Source organism: Lichenibacterium dinghuense, from assembly GCF_021730615.1.
Taxonomy (GTDB): Bacteria; Pseudomonadota; Alphaproteobacteria; order Rhizobiales; family Beijerinckiaceae; genus Lichenihabitans; species Lichenihabitans dinghuensis.
Genome location: NZ_JAJLMN010000001.1, coordinates 4,777,500 through 4,795,309 on the forward strand (window position 1 = coordinate 4,777,500; position 17,810 = coordinate 4,795,309).

Below are 17,810 nucleotides of genomic sequence, written 5' to 3' on the forward strand. Positions count from 1 at the left end.
CAGTCTTCGAGTCGTCGCGCCTCCGCGCGCGCCATCGCTGCCCTCCGCCTCCTCGATCCACCTGCGCGAGGCCTCCCCCGAGTCGCCGATCTCGGACGCGATCGACGAGAGGCCGCCTGTCGCAAGCGATGCTCGTCCTGACAATCCGGACCGCGACCTCGCGGACCTCGAAGGGAAACGTCGTGATCGAGCGCGTCGGGGCCGGCGGTGGCACAGTCTGGAGTGTGCCGCCGCGCTTGAGGTTTCAGGCGTGCGCACGGCTCGTGGAGGTTGACGCGAGGCGGTGCAGGTTGAGTCTGTCATCCGACGTCGGGGAAGAATAGCCTGTCCTGCTGCGGCGTATCTGGATGGACGGGAGAACAGCCGCTTCCGAACCTGAACAGGCCAAGCGCAGACGTGGCCCGGATGGTCATCCGCCTTCGAGCCTGGGTCGCCATCGCAGATGCTGGCCGTGACGGTGCCATGGATCGGCTGCCGCACGATCCTCTCGGCAGAGTCGGCCCCTCCGGGACACCGTCGCCCGTCAGTGCTCGAGCCACCGCTCACAGGAGGCCTGGAGGTGCCGCATCATGGCAGCCTGGGCGGCGAGGCTGTCACGCGCGGCGAGCGATCGAACGACCGTGTCGTGCTCGTCCGCGGCTGCAGCCCAGGAGAGCTGGTTCTCGTAGCGCGAGCTGATCTGAGCCGAGATGCGGCTGAACCGCTCGTCGAACAGCGACGAGATCAGCCTCACGAGGACCGAGTTGCCGGTCTGCTCGGCTATCGCGACGTGGAAGGCGCGGTCGTGCGCCAGCGGGTCGACTCCGCTCGCGATCGCGTCCCTCATCGCCGAACCGCAGGCCTGCAGGCGCTCGACGAACTCCGGCGTGACGCGCGCGCAGGCGAGCACGACCACCGGTGCCTCGACGGCGAGGCGGGCCTGCATCAGCTCGGTCGGGCTCTCCCCGAGCGGCCGCGACACGTCTCCGGACGGCGGTCCTTCCAGGACATAGATCCCCGATCCCTGGCGCACCTCGACCGTCCCGTCGATCTCCAGCGCGATCAGAGCCTCACGCAGGGACGGGCGCGAGATGCTGAGCTGCTGCGCCAGCTCGCGCTCGGCTGGTAGACGGGTCGACGGCGGGAACCGGCCCGCGCGGATCAGATCCCGCAGCCGATCGGCCACCTCCTGGTAGAGCCTGCGAGGCTCGCCCCCGATCCTCCCCCTCGCGAGAACCGTTCCCGAATTTGGCCTTACCAGATCGTCGGTCAAACGGCATTCCTCCTCGAGCGAGCGCACTTTGGCTTGACCACTTGACAGAGCAGACGGCGCCCGTCCAAGATCGTCGTACAGATTGGCCTGACCAACAAGGCCCTTCGGAGAAGCACGGATGGCTGACGCTGCGCAGAGACGGGACGCCGTCCGGGCCTCCGACCTGCGCTCCGTCGGCCGGGTGCGGCTGCCGGCCCTGGGTCTCGGGTGCGCTCAGCTCGGAGGCCTGTTCCAGGCCATGGACCTCGCCGAAGGCTTCGACCTCCTGAGTGCGGCCTGGCGGGCGGGGATCCGCTATTTCGACACCGCTCCGTACTACGGCTACACGCGCTCCGAACGCAGGGTCGGCTGCTTCCTGTCGGAGCGGGACCGGGCATCCTTCACGGTTAGCACCAAGGTCGGCCGCCTGATGGCGCCGGCGACATCGGTCGGCTCGGAGGAGTTCGGCTACGTCGCCCCGCTGCCGTTCCCGCCGAACTACGCCTACGGGTACGACGACGTCCTGCGGTCCTTCGAGCACAGCCAGCAGCGGCTCGGCTTGGCGCACATCGACCTCCTCTACGTCCACGACATCGGCCGCCTGACGCACGGCGAGCGGCACGACCTCCATTGGGATGCCTTGACGCGAGGGGGCGGCTTCCGCGCCCTGCGTCGCCTGCGGGACGAGGGTGCTATCGGCGGGATCGGCCTCGGGGTGAACGAGGCGGCGGTCGTGTCCGATGCCATGAGCGAGACCCACCTCGACGCCGTGCTGCTGGCCGGGCGGCACACGCTGCTGGAACAGGATGCACTTCCGCTGCTCGACGCCTGCGCCCGATCCGGGACCGCGGTGGTGGCGGCCGGCCCGTTCAACTCCGGCATCCTCGCGGGCGGCACCACCTTCGACTACGCCGCCGCGCCGCCGGCCGTGACCGAGCGGGCGCGGGCCCTCGGGGCCGTGGCGGACCTGTTCGGTGTGCCGCTCGCGGCGGCCGCTCTCCAGTTCCCGCTGGCGCATCCCGCCGTGGTGTCGGTCGTGGCGGGCGCCCACTCGGCCGATCAGGTCGCGGCCAACGTGGCGGCTTTCGAGCGGCCGATCCCCGCCGCCTTCTGGGCGGCCCTGCGCTATGGGGGCCTCGTCGCCCCCGCGACGCCGTTGCCGGCCGGCGCGTGACCGCGATGGCCGGGACTGCCGCACTCTCAGGAGGCACCATGCTGACCATCGTCTGCGACGCGCCCGGCCGCCTGCGCGCCGAACGACGCGCGAGGCCGGAACGCGCCGCCGGCGAGGTTCTGGTCCGGCTGCGCCGCGTCGGCGTCTGCGGGACAGACCTGCACATCTTCACCGGCGATCAGCCCTACCTCAGCTATCCCCGCGTCATGGGGCACGAGCTGTCCGGCACCGTCGAAGAGGCGCCGGCGGGCTCGGGTCTGTCGGCCGGCGACGTGGTGTCGATCCTCCCCTACCTGTCCTGCGGCCGGTGCAACGCCTGCCGCAGGGGGCTGACCAACTGCTGCCGCGACATCCAGGTGCTCGGCGTCCACCGCGACGGCGGCATGACCGAGATGCTCAGCCTGCCGGTCGAGGCCGTGCGGCCCGCCCCGGGCCTCGACCTCGACCAGGCCGCCATGGTGGAGTTCCTCGCGATCGGCGCCCATGCGGTCCGGCGCTCGCGCGTCGGCCGGGGGGACCGGGCCCTCGTCGTGGGGGCGGGCCCGATCGGCATGGCGGCCGCCCTCTTCGCGGACATCGCCGGCGCCGCGGTGACGCTGCTCGACCCCCGCGCCGATCGCCTCGACTTCTGCGCGCGGCAGCTCGGCCTCACGTCGGTGGTTCAGGTCGGCGACGGCGACCGCGACGCGCTCTCGTCGATCACCGAAGGCGACTTCTTCGACGCCGACTTCGACGCGACCGGCAATGCCGGGGCGATCGAGCGCGGGTTCGGCTTCGTCGCGCACGGCGGCACCTACGTGCTCGTGTCGATCGTGAGCGGAAACATCTCCTTCTCGGATCCCGAGTTCCACAAGCGCGAGACGACTCTCCTCGGCAGCCGCAACGCGACGCCGGAGGACTTCGACGCCGTGATGGAGGCGATCCGCGCCGGCCGCGTCCCGACGGCGGCGCTGAACACTCATCGCCTGACGCTGAGCGAGGTGCCGGACCGCTTCCCGGCGCTGCTCGACCCGTCCGAGGGCGTCGTCAAGGCCGTCGTGCACCTGCCCTGAAGGGGGCACCGCCCATTCGTGAGGGACCCTCCTCACCAAGGCGCCGCCAGAGCGCCGGACAAGATCGACTGGAGGAAAGATGATGAAAGCCGTAATCGCTGCCCTGGCCCTGTCCGTCGCCGTCGTCCCCCTCGCCGCGTCGCGGGCCCGGGCGGCCGACCCCACCATCCCCGTGATCGTTAAGGACACGACGTCCAACTATTGGCAGATCGTGCTGGCCGGCGCCCGCAAGGCCGGCAAGGACCTCGGCGTCAACGTTCCGGGCCTGGGCGCGCAGTCGGAGTCCGACATCGACGGCCAGATCACCATCCTCGAGAACGCCGTCTCGTCCAAGCCCGCCGCCATCGTGATCGCGCCGACACAGTTCGCGGCGCTCGGCAAGCCCATCACCGAAGCGGCCAAGTCGGTCAAGATCATCGGCATCGACTCGGCCGCGGACTCCAAGGCCTTCACGTCCTTCCTGACCACCGACAACGTCCAGGGCGGCCGCGCCGCCGCCGACGCGCTCGCGGAAGGCATCAAGGCCAAGACCGGCAAGGTCGAGGGCGACGTCGCCCTGATCACCTCGCTGCCCGGCGTCGGCTCGCTGGACCAGCGCGCCCAAGGCTTCAAGGAGGAGCTCAAGAAGTACCCGGGTCTCAAGCTGACGCAGGACAAGGTCGCCGACGGGCAGGCCACGACCGGCCTCAACATCATGACGGACCTGCTCACCGCCGATGCCAAGCTCGTCGGCGTGTTCGCCTCGAATCTCATCATGGGCCAGGGCGCCGGCCAGGCGGTCGCCGAGAACAAGGCGGGCGACAAGCTGACGCTCGTCGCCTTCGACTCCGACCCGAAGCTGATCGGCCAGCTCAAGTCCGGCGCGATCTATGCGTTGATCGTCCAGGACCCGTTCCGCATGGGCTACGACGGCGTCAAGATCGCGCTCGAAGCCTCCAAGGGCGAGAAGGTGCCCGCGACGGTCGACACCGGCGTGAACGTCATCACGAAGGCCAACATGGACTCGTCCCGCAGCCAGGAGCTTCTCAACCCCAAGCTCGACTGAGGGCCTGGGCGGTTCGCGGCCCACCCGCGGACCGCCCGGTCGCTCGCGCGACACGGAGGCGATCCCCATGACTCAGGCATCGGTGCTGTCGGCCGTGCCCGCCGCTCCGGCGGACGTCCCGCTCCTGGAGCTTCGCGGCCTCGACAAGCGGTTCGGCGCCACCCACGCGCTGAAATCCGTCGACCTGGCCTTCGAGCCCGGCGAGGTTCACGCGGTCGTGGGCGAGAACGGTGCCGGCAAGTCCACGCTGATCAAGCTCCTCACGGGCGTGCACCGAAGGTCGGGCGGCGAGGTGTTCTGGCAGGGGAGGCCGGTCCCGCTCGCCTCGCCCCAGGAGGCCTTGGAGCTCGGCATCAACGCCGTCCACCAGGAGGTGGTTCTCTGCCCGCACCTGTCGGTGGCGGCCAACCTGTTCCTCGGCGACGAGAAGACCCGCTTCGGCCTGATGCGCCAGCGCGCCATGGTGCGGGCCGGCCAGGAGCTGCTCGACGCGCTCGGCTTCTCTCTGCGGGCGAACGCCGCCCTGTCGGACCTGACGATCGGCCAGCAACAGCTCGTCGCCACCGCGCGCGCCGCGACCCGCGGCACGCGCTTCCTCATCTTCGACGAGCCGACCGGCTATCTCACCCGGCAGGAGGCGACGCAGCTCTTCGCGCTCATCCGCCGCCTCAAGGCGGAGGGCGTCACCATCGTCTACATCAGCCATCGCCTCGAGGAGATCTTCGAGCTCGCGGACCGCGTGTCCATCCTGCGCGACGGCGCCCTCGTGTCCACGGGACGGGTCGCCGACACCGACGAGGCGAGCCTGATCCGCGGCATGATCAACCGCTCGCTCGACCAGGTGCACTACAAGGAGGTCGTGCCCTTCGGCCCGGAGGTGCTCCGCGTCGAGGGCCTGTCGGGACGGGGGTTCTCCGACGTGTCGATGACCGTGCGGGCCGGCGAGGTGGTCGGCCTCTACGGGCTGATCGGCGCGGGCCGCAGCGAGTTCGTTCAGACGGTGTTCGGTCGCTACGCCAGGACGGGTGGCCGGGCCTTCCTGAAGGGACAGCCCTACGAGCCCCGCAACGAGGCGGCAGCGATCCGGCGCGGCGTCGCGCTGGTGCCCGAGAGCCGCCGCGACCAGGGCCTCTGCCTCAACCTCGGGGTCGGCCTCAACGTCAACCTCGCGATCTACGACCGGCTCGGGGCCGGCCCGTTCCTCAGGCGCGGCGCGGAGCGCACGGCCGCGGACGCGCAGATCCGGGACATGCAGATCAAGACGGCGTCGCGCGACGCCGATGCGTCGAGCCTGTCCGGGGGCAACCAGCAGAAGATCGTCGTCGGCAAGTGGATCGCGCACGGCGCGTCTCTCTACATTTTCGACGAGCCGACGGTCGGCGTGGATGTCGGCACCAAGACCGAGATCTACCGCATCTTCGCGCGCCTCCTGAAGGAGGGCGCGGGCATCATCCTGATCTCCTCCTACCTGCCCGAGGTCTACGACCTCGCCGACACACTCCACGTCTTCCGGCGCGGCCGCCTGGTGGCGAGCCACGCCGGGGACAAGCCGCCCCACGAGGCCGTGCTCACGCAGGCCATCGGCGTCTGACCTTTCGAGGCATCGCATCATGAGCACCACCGCCGGAACCAAGCCTCCTCCCGCCGCGGCCGCTCCACCGACGGCGGTCCCCCGCCGACGCGGCCTCAACATGGGCCTCGTGCTGAGCCTCACGCTGTTCGGCCTGCTGCTGCTCATGTGGATCGCGCTCTCGCTCAGCACCGACTCGTTCCTGACCGACCGCAACGTGACCAACCTCATGCGCCAGGGCGCCATGGTGGCGATCATCGCGGTGGGCGAAACCTTCGTCATCATCACGGCCGGCATCGACCTGTCGGTCGGCGCGGTGGTGGGCGTGTCCACCGTCGCGGTCTCGCTGATGCTGGTCCACGGCTTCGGGATCCCCGCCGCGGTCGCCCTCACGATCCTGATGGGCGTCGCGATCGGGGCCTTCCACGGCTTCGGCATCGTCCAGCTCGGGCTGCCGCCCTTCATCATGACTCTGGCGTCGCTGACGGCGCTGCGCGGCATCGGCCTGCTCGTGACGAACGGTTCCACGATCTCGGGGCTGCCGAACGCCTTCACGGACTTCTCGCTGTCGTCGTTCCTCGGCATCCCGTCGCTGTTCTGGATGGTGATCCTCGTCGCGGTGCCGGCCTACGTGCTGCTCGGGCACACGCGCCTCGGCCGCTACCTCTACGCGATCGGCTCCAACCCCGAAGCCGCGCGCCTGACGGGCGTCAACATCAAGGCCATGACCTACCTGGCCTACATCGTCTCGGCCGGACTCGCGGCCTTCGTCGGGGTGCTGCTGGCCTCGCGCATCGGCATCGGCAACGCCACGCAGGGGGAGGGCTGGGAGCTCCAGGCGATCGCGTCCTCGGTGATCGGCGGCACGAGCCTGTTCGGCGCCGTGGGCACGATCCAGGGACCGCTGCTCGGCTCGTTCATCCTGACGACCATCAACAACGGCGCCAACCTGCTCCAGGTGAACGCCTTCTGGCAGCGGATCATCACGGGCGGCCTCATCATCGTGATCGTCTACTTCGACCAGCTCCGCCGCAAGAGGCGCTGATCGCGCCATGAAGATCGACGCGCATCAGCACTTCTGGAACTACGGCGCCGATGCCGCCGACTACGGCTGGATGGGCGAGGGGGAGGATGCGCTCCGGCGCGACTTCCTCCCCCGCGACCTCGCCCCGCTCCTCGCCGTTGCCGGCTATGCCGGATGCGTCGCCGTCCAGGCGCGCGAGGTCGAGGCGGAAACCTCGGCGCTGCTGCGGATGGCGCGAGGCTCGCGCTTCATCCGAGGCGTGGTGGGCTGGATCGACCTCTGCGCGCCGGACGTCGAGGCGCGGCTCGACCGCTACGCCGACGATCCGCTCCTCTGCGGATTGCGCATGGTGGTGCACGACAGGCCCGACGTCGGCTTCGCGGGATCGGCCTCCCACGTGCGCGGTGTGTCCTGCCTGGGCCCGCGGGGCCTCACCTACGACCTGCTGGTGCGTTCGGAGCACCTTCCGGCCGCCCTGGCGCTGGTGGACGCCTGCCCGGAGGTGCGCTTCGTCGTCGACCACTTGGCCAAGCCGCGCCTCGACGGCTCCGATCACGCCCCCTGGTCGGCCGGGATCGCCGCTCTCGGCCGGCGCCCGAACGTGTGGTGCAAGCTGTCGGGCCTCGGCACGCTGCCCGGCCTGGGCGCCCCCGGCCCCTTCCTGGACGAGGCGCTCGCGTCCTTCGGACCGTCGCGCTGCATGATCGGCTCGGACTGGCCCGTGTCGACGCTGGCCGCCGACTACGAGTCCACCATGGCGGTAGTCGAGCGCTGGTGCTCGGCGCTGTCCGCGGGCGAGCGGGCGATGGTGCTCGGGGGCAGTTGCGCGGCGTTCTACGGGCTGGCGGCCGATCGAGAATGAGCCGCCCGGCCGAGGCGGTGCTGCATGGCGGTCGGCCTGCGGGACGCATGCCGCGATGCCTACGTCAAACTCCGTCGCGGGGAGGGCGTGCGCGGCCTCCCAGACGGAAGGCTCCGCGACTCCGCCACCTGCGACGATGTCGGCACCGACCACGCCGGCGACATGAAGCGGCTCTTTCCGAGCGGAACCGGGCTTGGCCCGCCATCTGCGAATCCCATGCAGATGCTGCCGCCGTGCGTGGCGGGCTGGGCCGGGACGGAGGAGATCTCCTTCCACGACTGATGGGATCGGGCGCGAACCCCTCTCCCACGGCACCGTGTTCGGCCGCGACCCGCCGGCGGATCCGCGCCCCATCCACGCCGTCGTGGCCGCGCTGTCGGGGCTGATGCACGACGGCGTCGCCGCCGCCAGCGCGCATTTCGAGGATCGGATATGCACGCCCGTACCCTGCCGGAGATCCGACCGTCTCCCGCATGCCCGGGCCCACAAAGGTCGTGGCGGTGAGTGACTGGAGGCGGCGGTGGCCGAGTGCGAGCGCGCGCACCTTCGCCAGCCGGGCCGAGGCCGGGCGCTTCGGCCGCGCCATGCTGCCCGCGGTGTTCCACGCCGTCGCGGCGTGACCGGCTGCGGCATCGCCCCCCGGAGCCGCGTCCGCATCCCGCGCGTTGAGGGCTGCCCGTCACGCGAGACCGCGCCCATGCCCTGGACCGCCATCACCGATCACGACGCCGTCGACAGCGGCACCATCCTCCGGATCGACAGCGGCTACAGCGACACCCCGCCGCAGAACGGCCACGTCGTCGAGCTCGCGCACGGCGCCACCGGCCGCGTGACGAGCCTCACGGTGGTGTCGGCCGCCGCCGACCGGCTGGAGCTGACCGACGGGCGGCGGAACTACGAACTCAAGCCCCACGCCGCGACCAAGCCCAACATCCTCGACCCCGACGGCCGCTACCGCGACGCCTGGATCGTGAACTGACACGACAGCCGGCGGCCTTGCATCCTGCGCGGGCCGCCATAGGCTCGGACGCGAGCGAGCGGAGCCTCGCGGCGGGCGGGGGATCACCATGGTTCAGGGCTCGAACGGCGGCGGGGCGCTCGACTTCGACCTCGGCGAGGACGCCGACCTGATCCGCGACCAGGTGCGGAGCTTCGCCGAGCACGAGATCGCGCCTCGCGCCGCCGCGGTCGACCGCGACAACGCCTTCCCGGCCGACCTGTGGGCCAAGATGGGCGACCTCGGGGTGCTCGGCATCACCGTGTCCGAGGACTACGGCGGGACCGGCCTCGGCTACCTCGAACACGTCGTCGCGATGGAGGAGATCTCCCGCGCTTCTGCGTCGGTGGGGCTGAGCTACGGCGCGCATTCGAACCTCTGCGTCAACCAGATCCACCGCAACGGCTCGGCCGAGCAGAAGGGCCGCTTCCTCGGCCGGCTCGTGTCGGGCGAGCACGTCGGCGCCCTCGCCATGAGCGAGGCCGGCGCGGGCTCGGACGTCGTCGGCATGACGACCCGCGCCGAGCGGCGCGGCGACCGATTTCGGCTCAACGGCTCCAAGATGTGGATCACCAACGGGCCGGACGCCCACGTGGTGGTGGTCTATGCCAAGACGGACCCGGAGGCCGGCCCGCGCGGCATCACAGCCTTCATCGTCGAGCGGGGATGCCCCGGCTTCTCCTCCTCCCCGAAGCTCGACAAGCTCGGCATGCGGGGTTCGAACACCTGCGAGCTCGTCTTCGCCGACTGCGAGGTGCCGGCCGAGAACGTGCTCGGCGAGGTCGGGCGCGGCGTCAACGTGCTGATGAGCGGGCTCGACTACGAGCGCGCCGTGCTGGCGGCGGGGCCGCTCGGCATCATGCAGGCCTGCCTCGACGCCGTGCTGCCCTACGTGCACGAGCGCCGGCAGTTCGGCCGCGCGGTGGGCGAGTTCCAGCTCATGCAGGGCAAGCTCGCCGACATGTACACGACCCTGAGCGCCGCCAAGGCCTACGTCTACGCCGTGGCCAAGGCCTGCGACCGCGGCCGCACGACCCGCAAGGACGCGGCCGGCGCCATCCTCTACGCGGCCGAGCGGGCGACCTGGATGGCGCTGGAGGCGATCCAGTGCCTCGGGGGCAACGGCTACACGTCGGACTACCCGACGGGGCGCCTTCTGCGCGACGCCAAGCTCTACGAGATCGGCGCCGGCACGAGCGAGATCCGTCGCATGCTCATCGGCCGCGAGCTGTTCGCCGAGACGGCGTGACCCGGCCACCGGCGGCTCGATACCGTCGACGGGAGCCAGGATATCCGAATCGAGATGGGAAGCGCGAGCGGGGCGAAACATCGAAGGGGCCGAGCCCGATCCAAGGCCCTGGCGATCCGGCTCGGCCCTGCGGAGGCGATGCGTGGACCGCCGTCGGAGCGCGGCGGGGAAGACCTGAGCCGGTGCGGTTTCGAGCGGCCCCGAAACGGCCCGCGCTGCCGATTGACAGTCCTCCGGCTGCTCCCTAGAAGGTCGGGCAAGGCCCTGGTGGCGGAATTGGTAGACGCGCTGGTTTCAGGTACCAGTGGGTAACACCGTGGAGGTTCGAGTCCTCTCCAGGGCACCACTCACTTCGCAAGTCATTGTTTTGCGAGGTGAATGAGCAAAATCAGCGACATAGGCCAGCCCGAGTGATACAATCGGGTGATACAAATGGCCCTGCGCATGGCGAGCCCGTTCGAACATCCCAAGACCGGCGTTTTTTGGTTCCGGCGTGGCGTGCCGAAGGACCTTCAGGCCCTGCTCGGCAAGAAGGAAGAGCTGCTCTCCCTTCGGACCAAAGATCCTGCAGAAGCAAGGGTGCGCTTCGCCGAGGTCTCAGCCAAGGTGGAAGCGCGATGGGCCAGCCTGCGTCTCGGGCCAAGCTCCCTGACGGAGCGCGAAGCTCACGAGCTGGCAGTTGCCATCCATGACCGATGGCTCACGCATCACCTCGACAATCCCAGCGAACCGAGCGGCTGGCGTGCCGATCTGTTTGACCAGCTATGGGCCGAGCCGACCCGCTGGGATCTCAATCGCCTCATGGCCGATCGAATCCAGGACCTCGCAGTCTCCGTCAGTTCGCCCGCCCGCTCTCAGGAGAACTGGTGCCAGGGCCAAGCTGACGAGCGCTTGGCCGATCTCGGCCGGGTGGTCGATGCGGCAAGCCGCCTCAAGCTCGCCAAAGCGGTAGCTGCTGCGGTCCAGCGTGCAAGCCAGACGCTCTCGCGCGCGGCACTGGGAACCTATCCTGGGCTGCACAGCCCTACTGCAAGCGTATTGTCAGCTCCGCTGGTCTGTCAACCACCCGTTGATTCACGAGCTGTAGCCAGAGAGGCTCAAGCAAATTTAGCTCTCACTGAATTGTTGAGTGGCTGGTGGGCGGAGGCCAAAGCCACCGGACGGAAAGTGAGCACCTACGACAACTATCGGAATACGATTAATAACTTCGTGTCTTTTCTGAAGTTCGACGATGCTACGAAGGTGTCCACCGACGACGTCATAGCGTTCAAGGATTTCCGGCTCAGCACGCCGTCGGAGCGCACCAACCGGGTCCCGAGCGCGAAAACCGTCAAGGACACCGATCTTGCCGCCCTGAAAACAATCTTCGGCTGGGCAGTCGTGAACAGGAAGTTGGCAGTCAATCCCGCTGCGAGCGTGACAGTCAGAGTGGGAAAAGCACCGAAGCTTCGATCAAAGGGTTTCACGGAAGGGGAAGCGAAGAAATTGCTCTCCGCTGCCCTCGCCTACAAGCCGGGGGCTGAACGTGCATGCACGGCCGCTGCGAAGCGCTGGGTTCCCTGGCTCTGCGCCTTCACCGGCGCCCGCGTCGGCGAGATTGGCCAGCTACGGAAGCAGGATGTGCGTCGCGAGGGGGACTGGTGGGTGATTCGGATCACGCCCGAGGCAGGCACGGTCAAAACCGATGAGGCGCGAGAGGTGGTCATCCATTCTCAGGTCGTGAAACTTGGTTTTCCACAGTTCGTATCGCAGAGCGCGGAAGGCCCCTTGTTCCTCCTCCCTGGAAAGCAAGGCGATGTGCTCGGGCCACTGCAAGGGCTCAAAAACCGACTCGCGGAGTTCGCTCGTGAGATCGTGACCGATCCGAACGTCGCACCAAACCACGGTTGGAGACACCGGTTCAAAACCATCGGCATTGAGGCCGGGATAGAAACCCGCGTCCTCGACGCGATTCAGGGTCATGCCGGTCAGTCGGTCTCCGATCGTTATGGCGAGGTCACTCTTCGAGCGCGAGCGACAGCCATAGAGAAGCTTCCCTGGGTCGATCAGTCAGAGTGATCCCTAGCGCCAGCCAGCTCGTGACCTTTTCCGCCCCCGACTCCCATGCGAGGCTGGGTGGCATGACCTCGGTTCCGCTTCAGGCGAGCTCTGCCCCGATCGAGAACCTCGCCGGGCTCGTCGAGCGCGTGACCTTCCACAATGAGGAAAACGGCTTCTGCGTGCTGCGGCTCAAAGCCCGCGGGCAGCGCGACCTCGTCACTGTCATCGGGCACGCCGCCATGATCTCGGCCGGCGAGTGGGTCCAGGCGGCGGGGACCTGGACGAACGACCGCACCCACGGCCTCCAGTTCCGGGCCAACTTCCTGAAGGCAACCGCGCCGACGACGCTCGACGGCATCGAAAAGTACCTCGGCTCGGGGATGATCCGGGGTATCGGCCCGGCCTACGCGAAGCGGCTCGTCCGCGCTTTCGGCGAGGCCGTCTTCGATGTCATTGAGGCCGACCCGAGCCGCCTGCGCGAGGTCGAGGGCATCGGCCCCGTCCGGGCGCAGCGTATCGCCGCGGGCTGGGCCGAGCAGAAAGTCGTACGCGAGATCATGCTGTTCCTGCACGCCCACGGGGTGGGGACGAGCCGGGCAGTGCGGATCTACAAGACCTACGGCGCCGAGGCCGTCGCGACCATCACGGAAAACCCCTATCGGCTCGCGCGCGACATCCGCGGCATCGGCTTCAAGACAGCGGACCAAGTGGCGGTGCGGCTCGGCATCGCCAAGGATGCCATGGTGCGGGTGCGGGCGGGGGTGAGTTACGCGCTCGCCGAGGCGATGGATGAGGGCCACTGCGGCCTGCCCGAGGACGACCTCTTGCGCACCGGCGCCGAGCTGCTGGAGGTCATGGGCGAGCGCCTCACCGCCGCCCTGGCGCTGGAGCTTGCGGACGGCGCCGTGGTGGCTGACGCGGTCGGGGAGCGCCGGTGCGTGTTCCTCGCCGGCCTGTACCATGCCGAGCGGGACATCGCCGAACGACTCCGGGCGCTCGCGGCCGGCGAAACGCCCTGGCCTGCCATCGACGTCGAGCGGGCCGTGCCGTGGCTGGAGGGTCGCGCCGGGATCACCCTCGCCCCGAGCCAGCGCGAGGCCCTCCGCCTCGCTGCGGCGAGCAAAGCCCTCGTCATCACCGGCGGGCCAGGGGTCGGCAAGACGACCCTCGTCAACTCGATTCTGAAGATGCTCGTGGCGAAGGGCGTCGCGGTCGCGCTCTGCGCCCCGACGGGCCGTGCCGCGAAGCGGCTGACGGAGAGCACGGGCGTCGAGGCCAAGACGATCCACCGCCTGCTGGAGACCGACCCAAAGAACGGCGGCTTCAAGCGCGACGAGGCGAACCCGCTCGCCTGCGACCTGCTCGTGGTCGACGAGACGTCGATGGTGGACGTGCTGCTGATGCGGGCGCTCCTGCGCGCCCTGCCGTCACGGGCCGGGCTGCTGCTCGTCGGCGACGTGGATCAACTCCCCTCGGTCGGGCCAGGGCAGGTCCTCGCCGACGTGATCGGCTCCGGCGCCGTGCCGGTGGTGCGGCTGACGGAGGTGTTCCGGCAGGCCGCGACGAGCCGCGTCATCGTCAACGCTCACCGCATCAACGCTGGGCAGATGCCCGAGGTGACGCCGGCCGGGGCCGAACGGAGCGACTTCTATGTCGTCGACGCGGCCGAGCCGGAGGTGGCCGTGGCCAAGGTGCTCGCCGTCGTCCGCGAGCGCATCCCGCGCGCTTTCGGCCTCGATCCCGTGCGAGACGTGCAGGTGCTCTGCCCGATGAACCGCGGCGGCGTCGGCGCCCGCTCGCTCAACGTCGAACTCCAGCGCGCCCTGAACCCGCCGGGCGAGGTCCGAGTCGAGCGCTTCGGCTGGACCTACGGGCCGGGCGACAAGATTATGCAGATCGAGAACGACTACGACAAGGAGGTGTACAACGGCGACCTCGGCCTCGTGGCCCGGATCGACGCGGAGGCGGGCGAGCTGGTCGCGACCTTCGATGGGCGCGAGGTGGTCTACGGCTTTGGCGAGCTGGACGCTCTGGTCCTGGCGTACGCCACAACGGTCCACAAAGCCCAGGGGTCGGAGTACCCGGCGGTGGTCATCCCAGTCATGACCCAGCACTACGCCATGCTGGCCCGCAACCTCCTCTACACGGGCGTGACCCGGGGCAAGCGGCTTGTCGTGTTGGTGGGCCAGCGCAAGGCCATCGCGATGGCGGTCCGAAACGGTGGGCAGCGCCGGCGGTGGTCGAAGCTAGGCGAGTGGCTCGCGCCAGTGCACGCCTAGAGTTGCTGCTATTCAAGCTCGGCCGTATGCGTCGCAGCCGGCGAATGCAAAGTAGTTGCGGCACTCGTCGGGTTCAAATCGGGTGTTTGCATTCCGGATTAGCCGCTCGCGCATGTCTAGCGACAAGGCTCCCATCATCATGCTCTCCGTGGTCACGACACCATGGAAACATAACCACGATCTTCCCACTACCTCACCCGCCTCAGCTACAAAGGCAGCGGCTCTAGCGGGGGCGCTGTGGTGCTCGTGGTAAATTAAGCTGCTGACGCACCTCACCAGACATATGAATGTTTTCGGCAGCCCATTCCCTGAGCTGCTCCACTATTTGCAAATTTAAAGGCGACCTGTCGATCTGAGCCAAGCGGACAAGGTGATTGTGAAGGGGAGATCCATGTAGGTGCTCCCCGCCGAAGCTGCTTTCGCCCTCGGTGCGCGTCTCGAAAAAGGCGAAATTCATGCTGGTGAATGCGTCGCGAAGCGCACGGCTCTGGCCGACTTGATAGCGCTCGACGAATAGCCGCTCCAGCAATCGTGAGGGATCGATCATCCAATCTTGGATATCGGCCATTTGATCATGGAACATAAGGCCGGCGCTTTGATGGGCGAAGAGGTCGCCTCCGGTCAGATTTACTGCCCGCATAAGGCGGCGAAAGGCGCAGCACAAGATGTCGAGCGCGTGCAGCACCGGCCCATTCACGAAAGTGCCTTCGAATGCATATCGATTGTCGGGCGATCCATATCTCGCAAGGTATTCGATATAAAGAGCGGTCGTCTGGCCTTGCCAGCGTTCGCGACCTCTCGCTGTTGTTTCTGGAAGATCGAGCGAGTCAGGGATAATATTCTGCGGATCGTTCTGACGCACATCACGAAATAAGCGCATAAGATCGTGACCGTAATTCTGCGCATGCCAGTCCTGGAGAAGCAACAGCGCCTTCAAATACTTCTCGCATGCTTGCCCTGCGCACCAGTAGAATACATGAAACAAGCCATTGGCATAGGCAGACCGAGCCGTGACATAGTCCTCATCGGCCGGATCAATGTGCAGTCGCAGTGTCAGATCGATCTTCCGATCAGAGAGGCTCATCTCTAGTGGGGACCTCGACATCTCAATATATCTCCAGAGTCATCGCAAAAATTAATTGCACAGATTGTGATTGGAGCGACACTCTACGATTGAATACTAGTCATCAATGAATTCATACTCGTCATCAAGTACACTGGCGCGCCACCGGTGCCCTCCTACTTCAAGCTGCTCGTTGATCCATGCGAGTGAAACCACCTCGCGATCCCACCAGACCTCATAAAGGGGTAAACCCCGATTCGCAAAGTAGCGTTTCTTCAATTCCTCGACGATCAGCCTCCGTGCCTTATACTGAGGAGTATCTGGCGCGTCCCCGCCACGCCCCGGCTCCGTCACCGCTTCATAGTAGGGCCAACGCATATGCGCACGCCGCCGAGAGCCGAGGAGACCCGCGAGATCATCCGGCATGTGTGCGCGACCTCCACGTCCCCCGCGACCTCCTGGCTGTGAGGATTCTCCGCCCTGACCACCGGCCGAAAACGAATTGTCACCAACGGCAAAGCCGTCCCCACCTTTTCCACTCTCGCCACCATTCTGACCGCCACGCGCCAGCAGAATAATTTTGCCATCAATCGAGATATGGGTGTCACCCGGCCCAATCGGCGGGTCGAGTTTGTCACTGTTTGCATGCTCATCCAAGCAAGTACCCACGGGAAGGACGTGACCATCACCGCCTCTTCCTCCCGGACCGATGCCACCACGCCCACCCCGTCCACCAAGAGCGAGACTTCGGTCAGCGGCGACGGTCGCTTGACCACCATCGCCGCCCTTGCCGAAAACGGCATCACCGCCGGAGCCGCCTTCCGCAGAGCTATCATCTCCGGTTACGCTAGCATCACCGCCACGCCCACCGGAAGCCTTCTGCCTGACCATAAGCTTACTCTTTAAGGAGATCACGTTCGATGGATGAAAACCAGATCGTGGATGGCCTGTCGCTCCGAGTATGGCAAGCGGTCTTTCGGCCCGGCATGGCTGAGTTTGCGGCTACAACGTTTGTCTTCACGCGCGAGTCGAATGATTTCGTTCGCATCGCCTTCGGGAATGCTGGGCCAAGGATCGATGCCGCAGGGGGAAGAGAACCTGTATACACTCATGCTGTGACACTCACGCCAGAAATGGCCGTGGACTTAGCCGGCCTGTTGCTGAAGCACTTTGCGGAGCCAACTAGCCAGCGTAGCTCTTCCAGCGCGGAGCTTTAGCCCCGTCCACCATCTCCTCCGCGAGCGATAGATCGCTTGCCTTTGGCAATCGCTGAACCTCCGGCACCTCCATCGCCCCACCCTGCGTCTCCACCGCTTCCGCCCGTTGCTTCACTATCCACTCCGAACGCCGAGGCGCGGCCACCTGCACCGCCTTGGAGACGGTCTTCCTGCTTTCTTTGGTAGGCGAGGTATATGGCCCATGCGACAAGTAGGATCGCGACGATCACCCCGACTACGGACGCCCATTCAGGAAGGGTGGCCCAAAATTTTGCAAGTGCGAGACCTAAAAGCACACCGGCTGCGCCGAGTGCCAATGGTATCCAGATCGTTGAATTTTTCCCAGAGTTCATTCCACTGACCCTTTCACAGCGAACGAGGTGAGGAACGGCGCACTCCGATTGAGCACCTCAGGGTATACCCCAGCGTGACGTCACGCCGAGCGCTGGAGCTGGCGTCACTCCTGGGTGGCTGATGCGAGTCACGTGACGCGGCCCGCGTCGGGCCTAAACCCCGATGTGACGCCCGGCGCCGTCGCTCAGGCCCGGGCCACCCACCCCCGCCATGTGAAGGCGGCGTAGAACAGCTCAACGTCGTGGAAGCCGGCATGGGCTAGGATTGCCGCATCGTCCTCGGGCGTGAGGGCGGGCAAGTGCGCGTCGACCGCAGCACGGGCCTTTCCAGGCTGCTCGGGATCGGCCCCCGACGCGACGGCAAAAGCCTCGTAGCGGGCGAGCCAGCGCGAGCGCGCCCCGTCGCCCTGGGGGAAGCTGCCGTGCGCCGCGACGAACGGCGCGCCCGACCGCAGCCGGCGGTGGATGGCCTGCACGGTCGTCTCGCGTTCGGCGGCCTCCAGGAAGTGCAGGGTCAGCAGGCAGGTCGCGGCATCGAAGAGGCCGGCCGGCGCGGCCTCGATGTACCCCTCGACCAGCGTCACCCGCTCCATGGCGGGGCCGAGCACCCGTTCTGCCTCCCGCAGCATCTCCCGCGCCGGGTCGACGCCGACG

General features: G+C 67.6%; 17 protein-coding genes, 1 tRNA gene and 1 pseudogene. 15 read left to right on the forward strand and 4 right to left on the reverse strand.

The annotated features are described in order from the left end of the window. Positions 1 to 523: 523 nt before the first annotated feature. Positions 524 to 1,198, reverse strand: a complete 675-nt coding sequence (locus L7N97_RS22930; RefSeq protein ID WP_428981065.1) for a FadR/GntR family transcriptional regulator — start codon at positions 1,196 to 1,198, stop codon at positions 524 to 526. Between the two features lie 172 nt (positions 1,199 to 1,370). Between L7N97_RS22930 and L7N97_RS22935 the strand changes: the two genes are divergently transcribed. From L7N97_RS22935 to recD2, 13 genes are all read left to right on the forward strand, one after another. After that, entirely contained in the window at positions 1,371 to 2,405 is a 1,035-nt protein-coding gene (locus tag L7N97_RS22935) for an aldo/keto reductase (RefSeq protein ID WP_237480576.1), read from the forward strand. A gap of 38 nt (positions 2,406 to 2,443) precedes the next feature. Next, complete coding sequence (locus L7N97_RS22940; RefSeq protein WP_237480577.1) at positions 2,444 to 3,457, forward strand: zinc-binding alcohol dehydrogenase family protein; 1,014 nt, start codon at positions 2,444 to 2,446, stop codon at positions 3,455 to 3,457. A gap of 79 nt (positions 3,458 to 3,536) precedes the next feature. After that, positions 3,537 to 4,502 (forward strand): ABC transporter substrate-binding protein, encoded by a 966-nt coding sequence (locus L7N97_RS22945; protein WP_428981019.1) that lies wholly within the window; start codon positions 3,537 to 3,539, stop codon positions 4,500 to 4,502. 67 nt (positions 4,503 to 4,569) lie between these two features. Beyond that, positions 4,570 to 6,093 (forward strand): sugar ABC transporter ATP-binding protein, encoded by a 1,524-nt coding sequence (locus tag L7N97_RS22950; protein ID WP_237480578.1) that lies wholly within the window; start codon positions 4,570 to 4,572, stop codon positions 6,091 to 6,093. 19 nt (positions 6,094 to 6,112) lie between these two features. Next, positions 6,113 to 7,117, forward strand: coding sequence for an ABC transporter permease (locus L7N97_RS22955; RefSeq protein ID WP_237480579.1), 1,005 nt, complete (start codon positions 6,113 to 6,115; stop codon positions 7,115 to 7,117). A 7-nt stretch (positions 7,118 to 7,124) separates the two neighbouring features. Next, positions 7,125 to 7,958 (forward strand): amidohydrolase family protein, encoded by an 834-nt coding sequence (locus tag L7N97_RS22960; RefSeq protein ID WP_237480580.1) that lies wholly within the window; start codon positions 7,125 to 7,127, stop codon positions 7,956 to 7,958. A gap of 24 nt (positions 7,959 to 7,982) precedes the next feature. After that, positions 7,983 to 8,240, forward strand: coding sequence for a hypothetical protein (locus L7N97_RS22965; protein ID WP_237480581.1), 258 nt, complete (start codon positions 7,983 to 7,985; stop codon positions 8,238 to 8,240). Between the two features lie 191 nt (positions 8,241 to 8,431). Further along, a complete protein-coding gene (locus L7N97_RS22970) occupies positions 8,432 to 8,578 on the forward strand; it encodes a hypothetical protein (protein WP_237480582.1) in 147 nt (48 codons plus the stop codon). 77 nt (positions 8,579 to 8,655) lie between these two features. Next, positions 8,656 to 8,937, forward strand: a complete 282-nt coding sequence (locus tag L7N97_RS22975; protein ID WP_237480583.1) for a hypothetical protein — start codon at positions 8,656 to 8,658, stop codon at positions 8,935 to 8,937. Between the two features lie 88 nt (positions 8,938 to 9,025). Then, positions 9,026 to 10,204: an isovaleryl-CoA dehydrogenase gene (locus tag L7N97_RS22980; RefSeq protein WP_237480584.1), complete on the forward strand. Its 1,179-nt coding sequence runs from the start codon at positions 9,026 to 9,028 to the stop codon at positions 10,202 to 10,204. A 261-nt stretch (positions 10,205 to 10,465) separates the two neighbouring features. Then, positions 10,466 to 10,550: transfer RNA gene (locus tag L7N97_RS22985), tRNA-Leu, on the forward strand. Positions 10,551 to 10,636: 86 nt separating this feature from the next. Continuing rightward, on the forward strand, positions 10,637 to 12,262 hold the full coding sequence (locus L7N97_RS22990; protein ID WP_237480585.1) for a DUF6538 domain-containing protein: 1,626 nt from the start codon (positions 10,637 to 10,639) through the stop codon (positions 12,260 to 12,262). 62 nt (positions 12,263 to 12,324) lie between these two features. Next, positions 12,325 to 14,523 carry an SF1B family DNA helicase RecD2 gene (recD2, locus tag L7N97_RS22995; protein ID WP_237480586.1) on the forward strand — a complete coding sequence of 733 codons (2,199 nt, stop codon included), beginning with the start codon at positions 12,325 to 12,327 and terminating at the stop codon, positions 14,521 to 14,523. A gap of 223 nt (positions 14,524 to 14,746) precedes the next feature. On the opposite strand, the gene L7N97_RS23000 is transcribed toward recD2, so the two are convergent. Both L7N97_RS23000 and L7N97_RS23005 read right to left on the reverse strand, forming a co-directional pair. Then, positions 14,747 to 15,607, reverse strand: a complete 861-nt coding sequence (locus L7N97_RS23000; protein WP_237480587.1) for a HEPN domain-containing protein — start codon at positions 15,605 to 15,607, stop codon at positions 14,747 to 14,749. A gap of 96 nt (positions 15,608 to 15,703) precedes the next feature. After that, on the reverse strand, positions 15,704 to 16,243 hold the full coding sequence (locus L7N97_RS23005; protein WP_237480588.1) for a hypothetical protein: 540 nt from the start codon (positions 16,241 to 16,243) through the stop codon (positions 15,704 to 15,706). Between the two features lie 21 nt (positions 16,244 to 16,264). On the opposite strand from L7N97_RS23005, the gene L7N97_RS23010 reads away from it, so the two are divergent. Both L7N97_RS23010 and L7N97_RS23015 read left to right on the forward strand, forming a co-directional pair. Beyond that, the gene (locus tag L7N97_RS23010) at positions 16,265 to 16,492 is read left to right on the forward strand and encodes a hypothetical protein (protein WP_237480589.1); all 228 of its coding nucleotides are present in this window, start codon (positions 16,265 to 16,267) and stop codon (positions 16,490 to 16,492) included. 14 nt (positions 16,493 to 16,506) lie between these two features. After that, entirely contained in the window at positions 16,507 to 16,803 is a 297-nt protein-coding gene (locus L7N97_RS23015; protein WP_237480590.1) for a hypothetical protein, read from the forward strand. 538 nt (positions 16,804 to 17,341) lie between these two features. On the opposite strand, the pseudogene L7N97_RS30360 reads toward L7N97_RS23015, so the two are convergent. Continuing rightward, positions 17,342 to 17,800 (reverse strand): annotated as a pseudogene (locus L7N97_RS30360) (class I SAM-dependent methyltransferase); the annotation flags it as partial. Positions 17,801 to 17,810 lie beyond the last annotated feature (10 nt).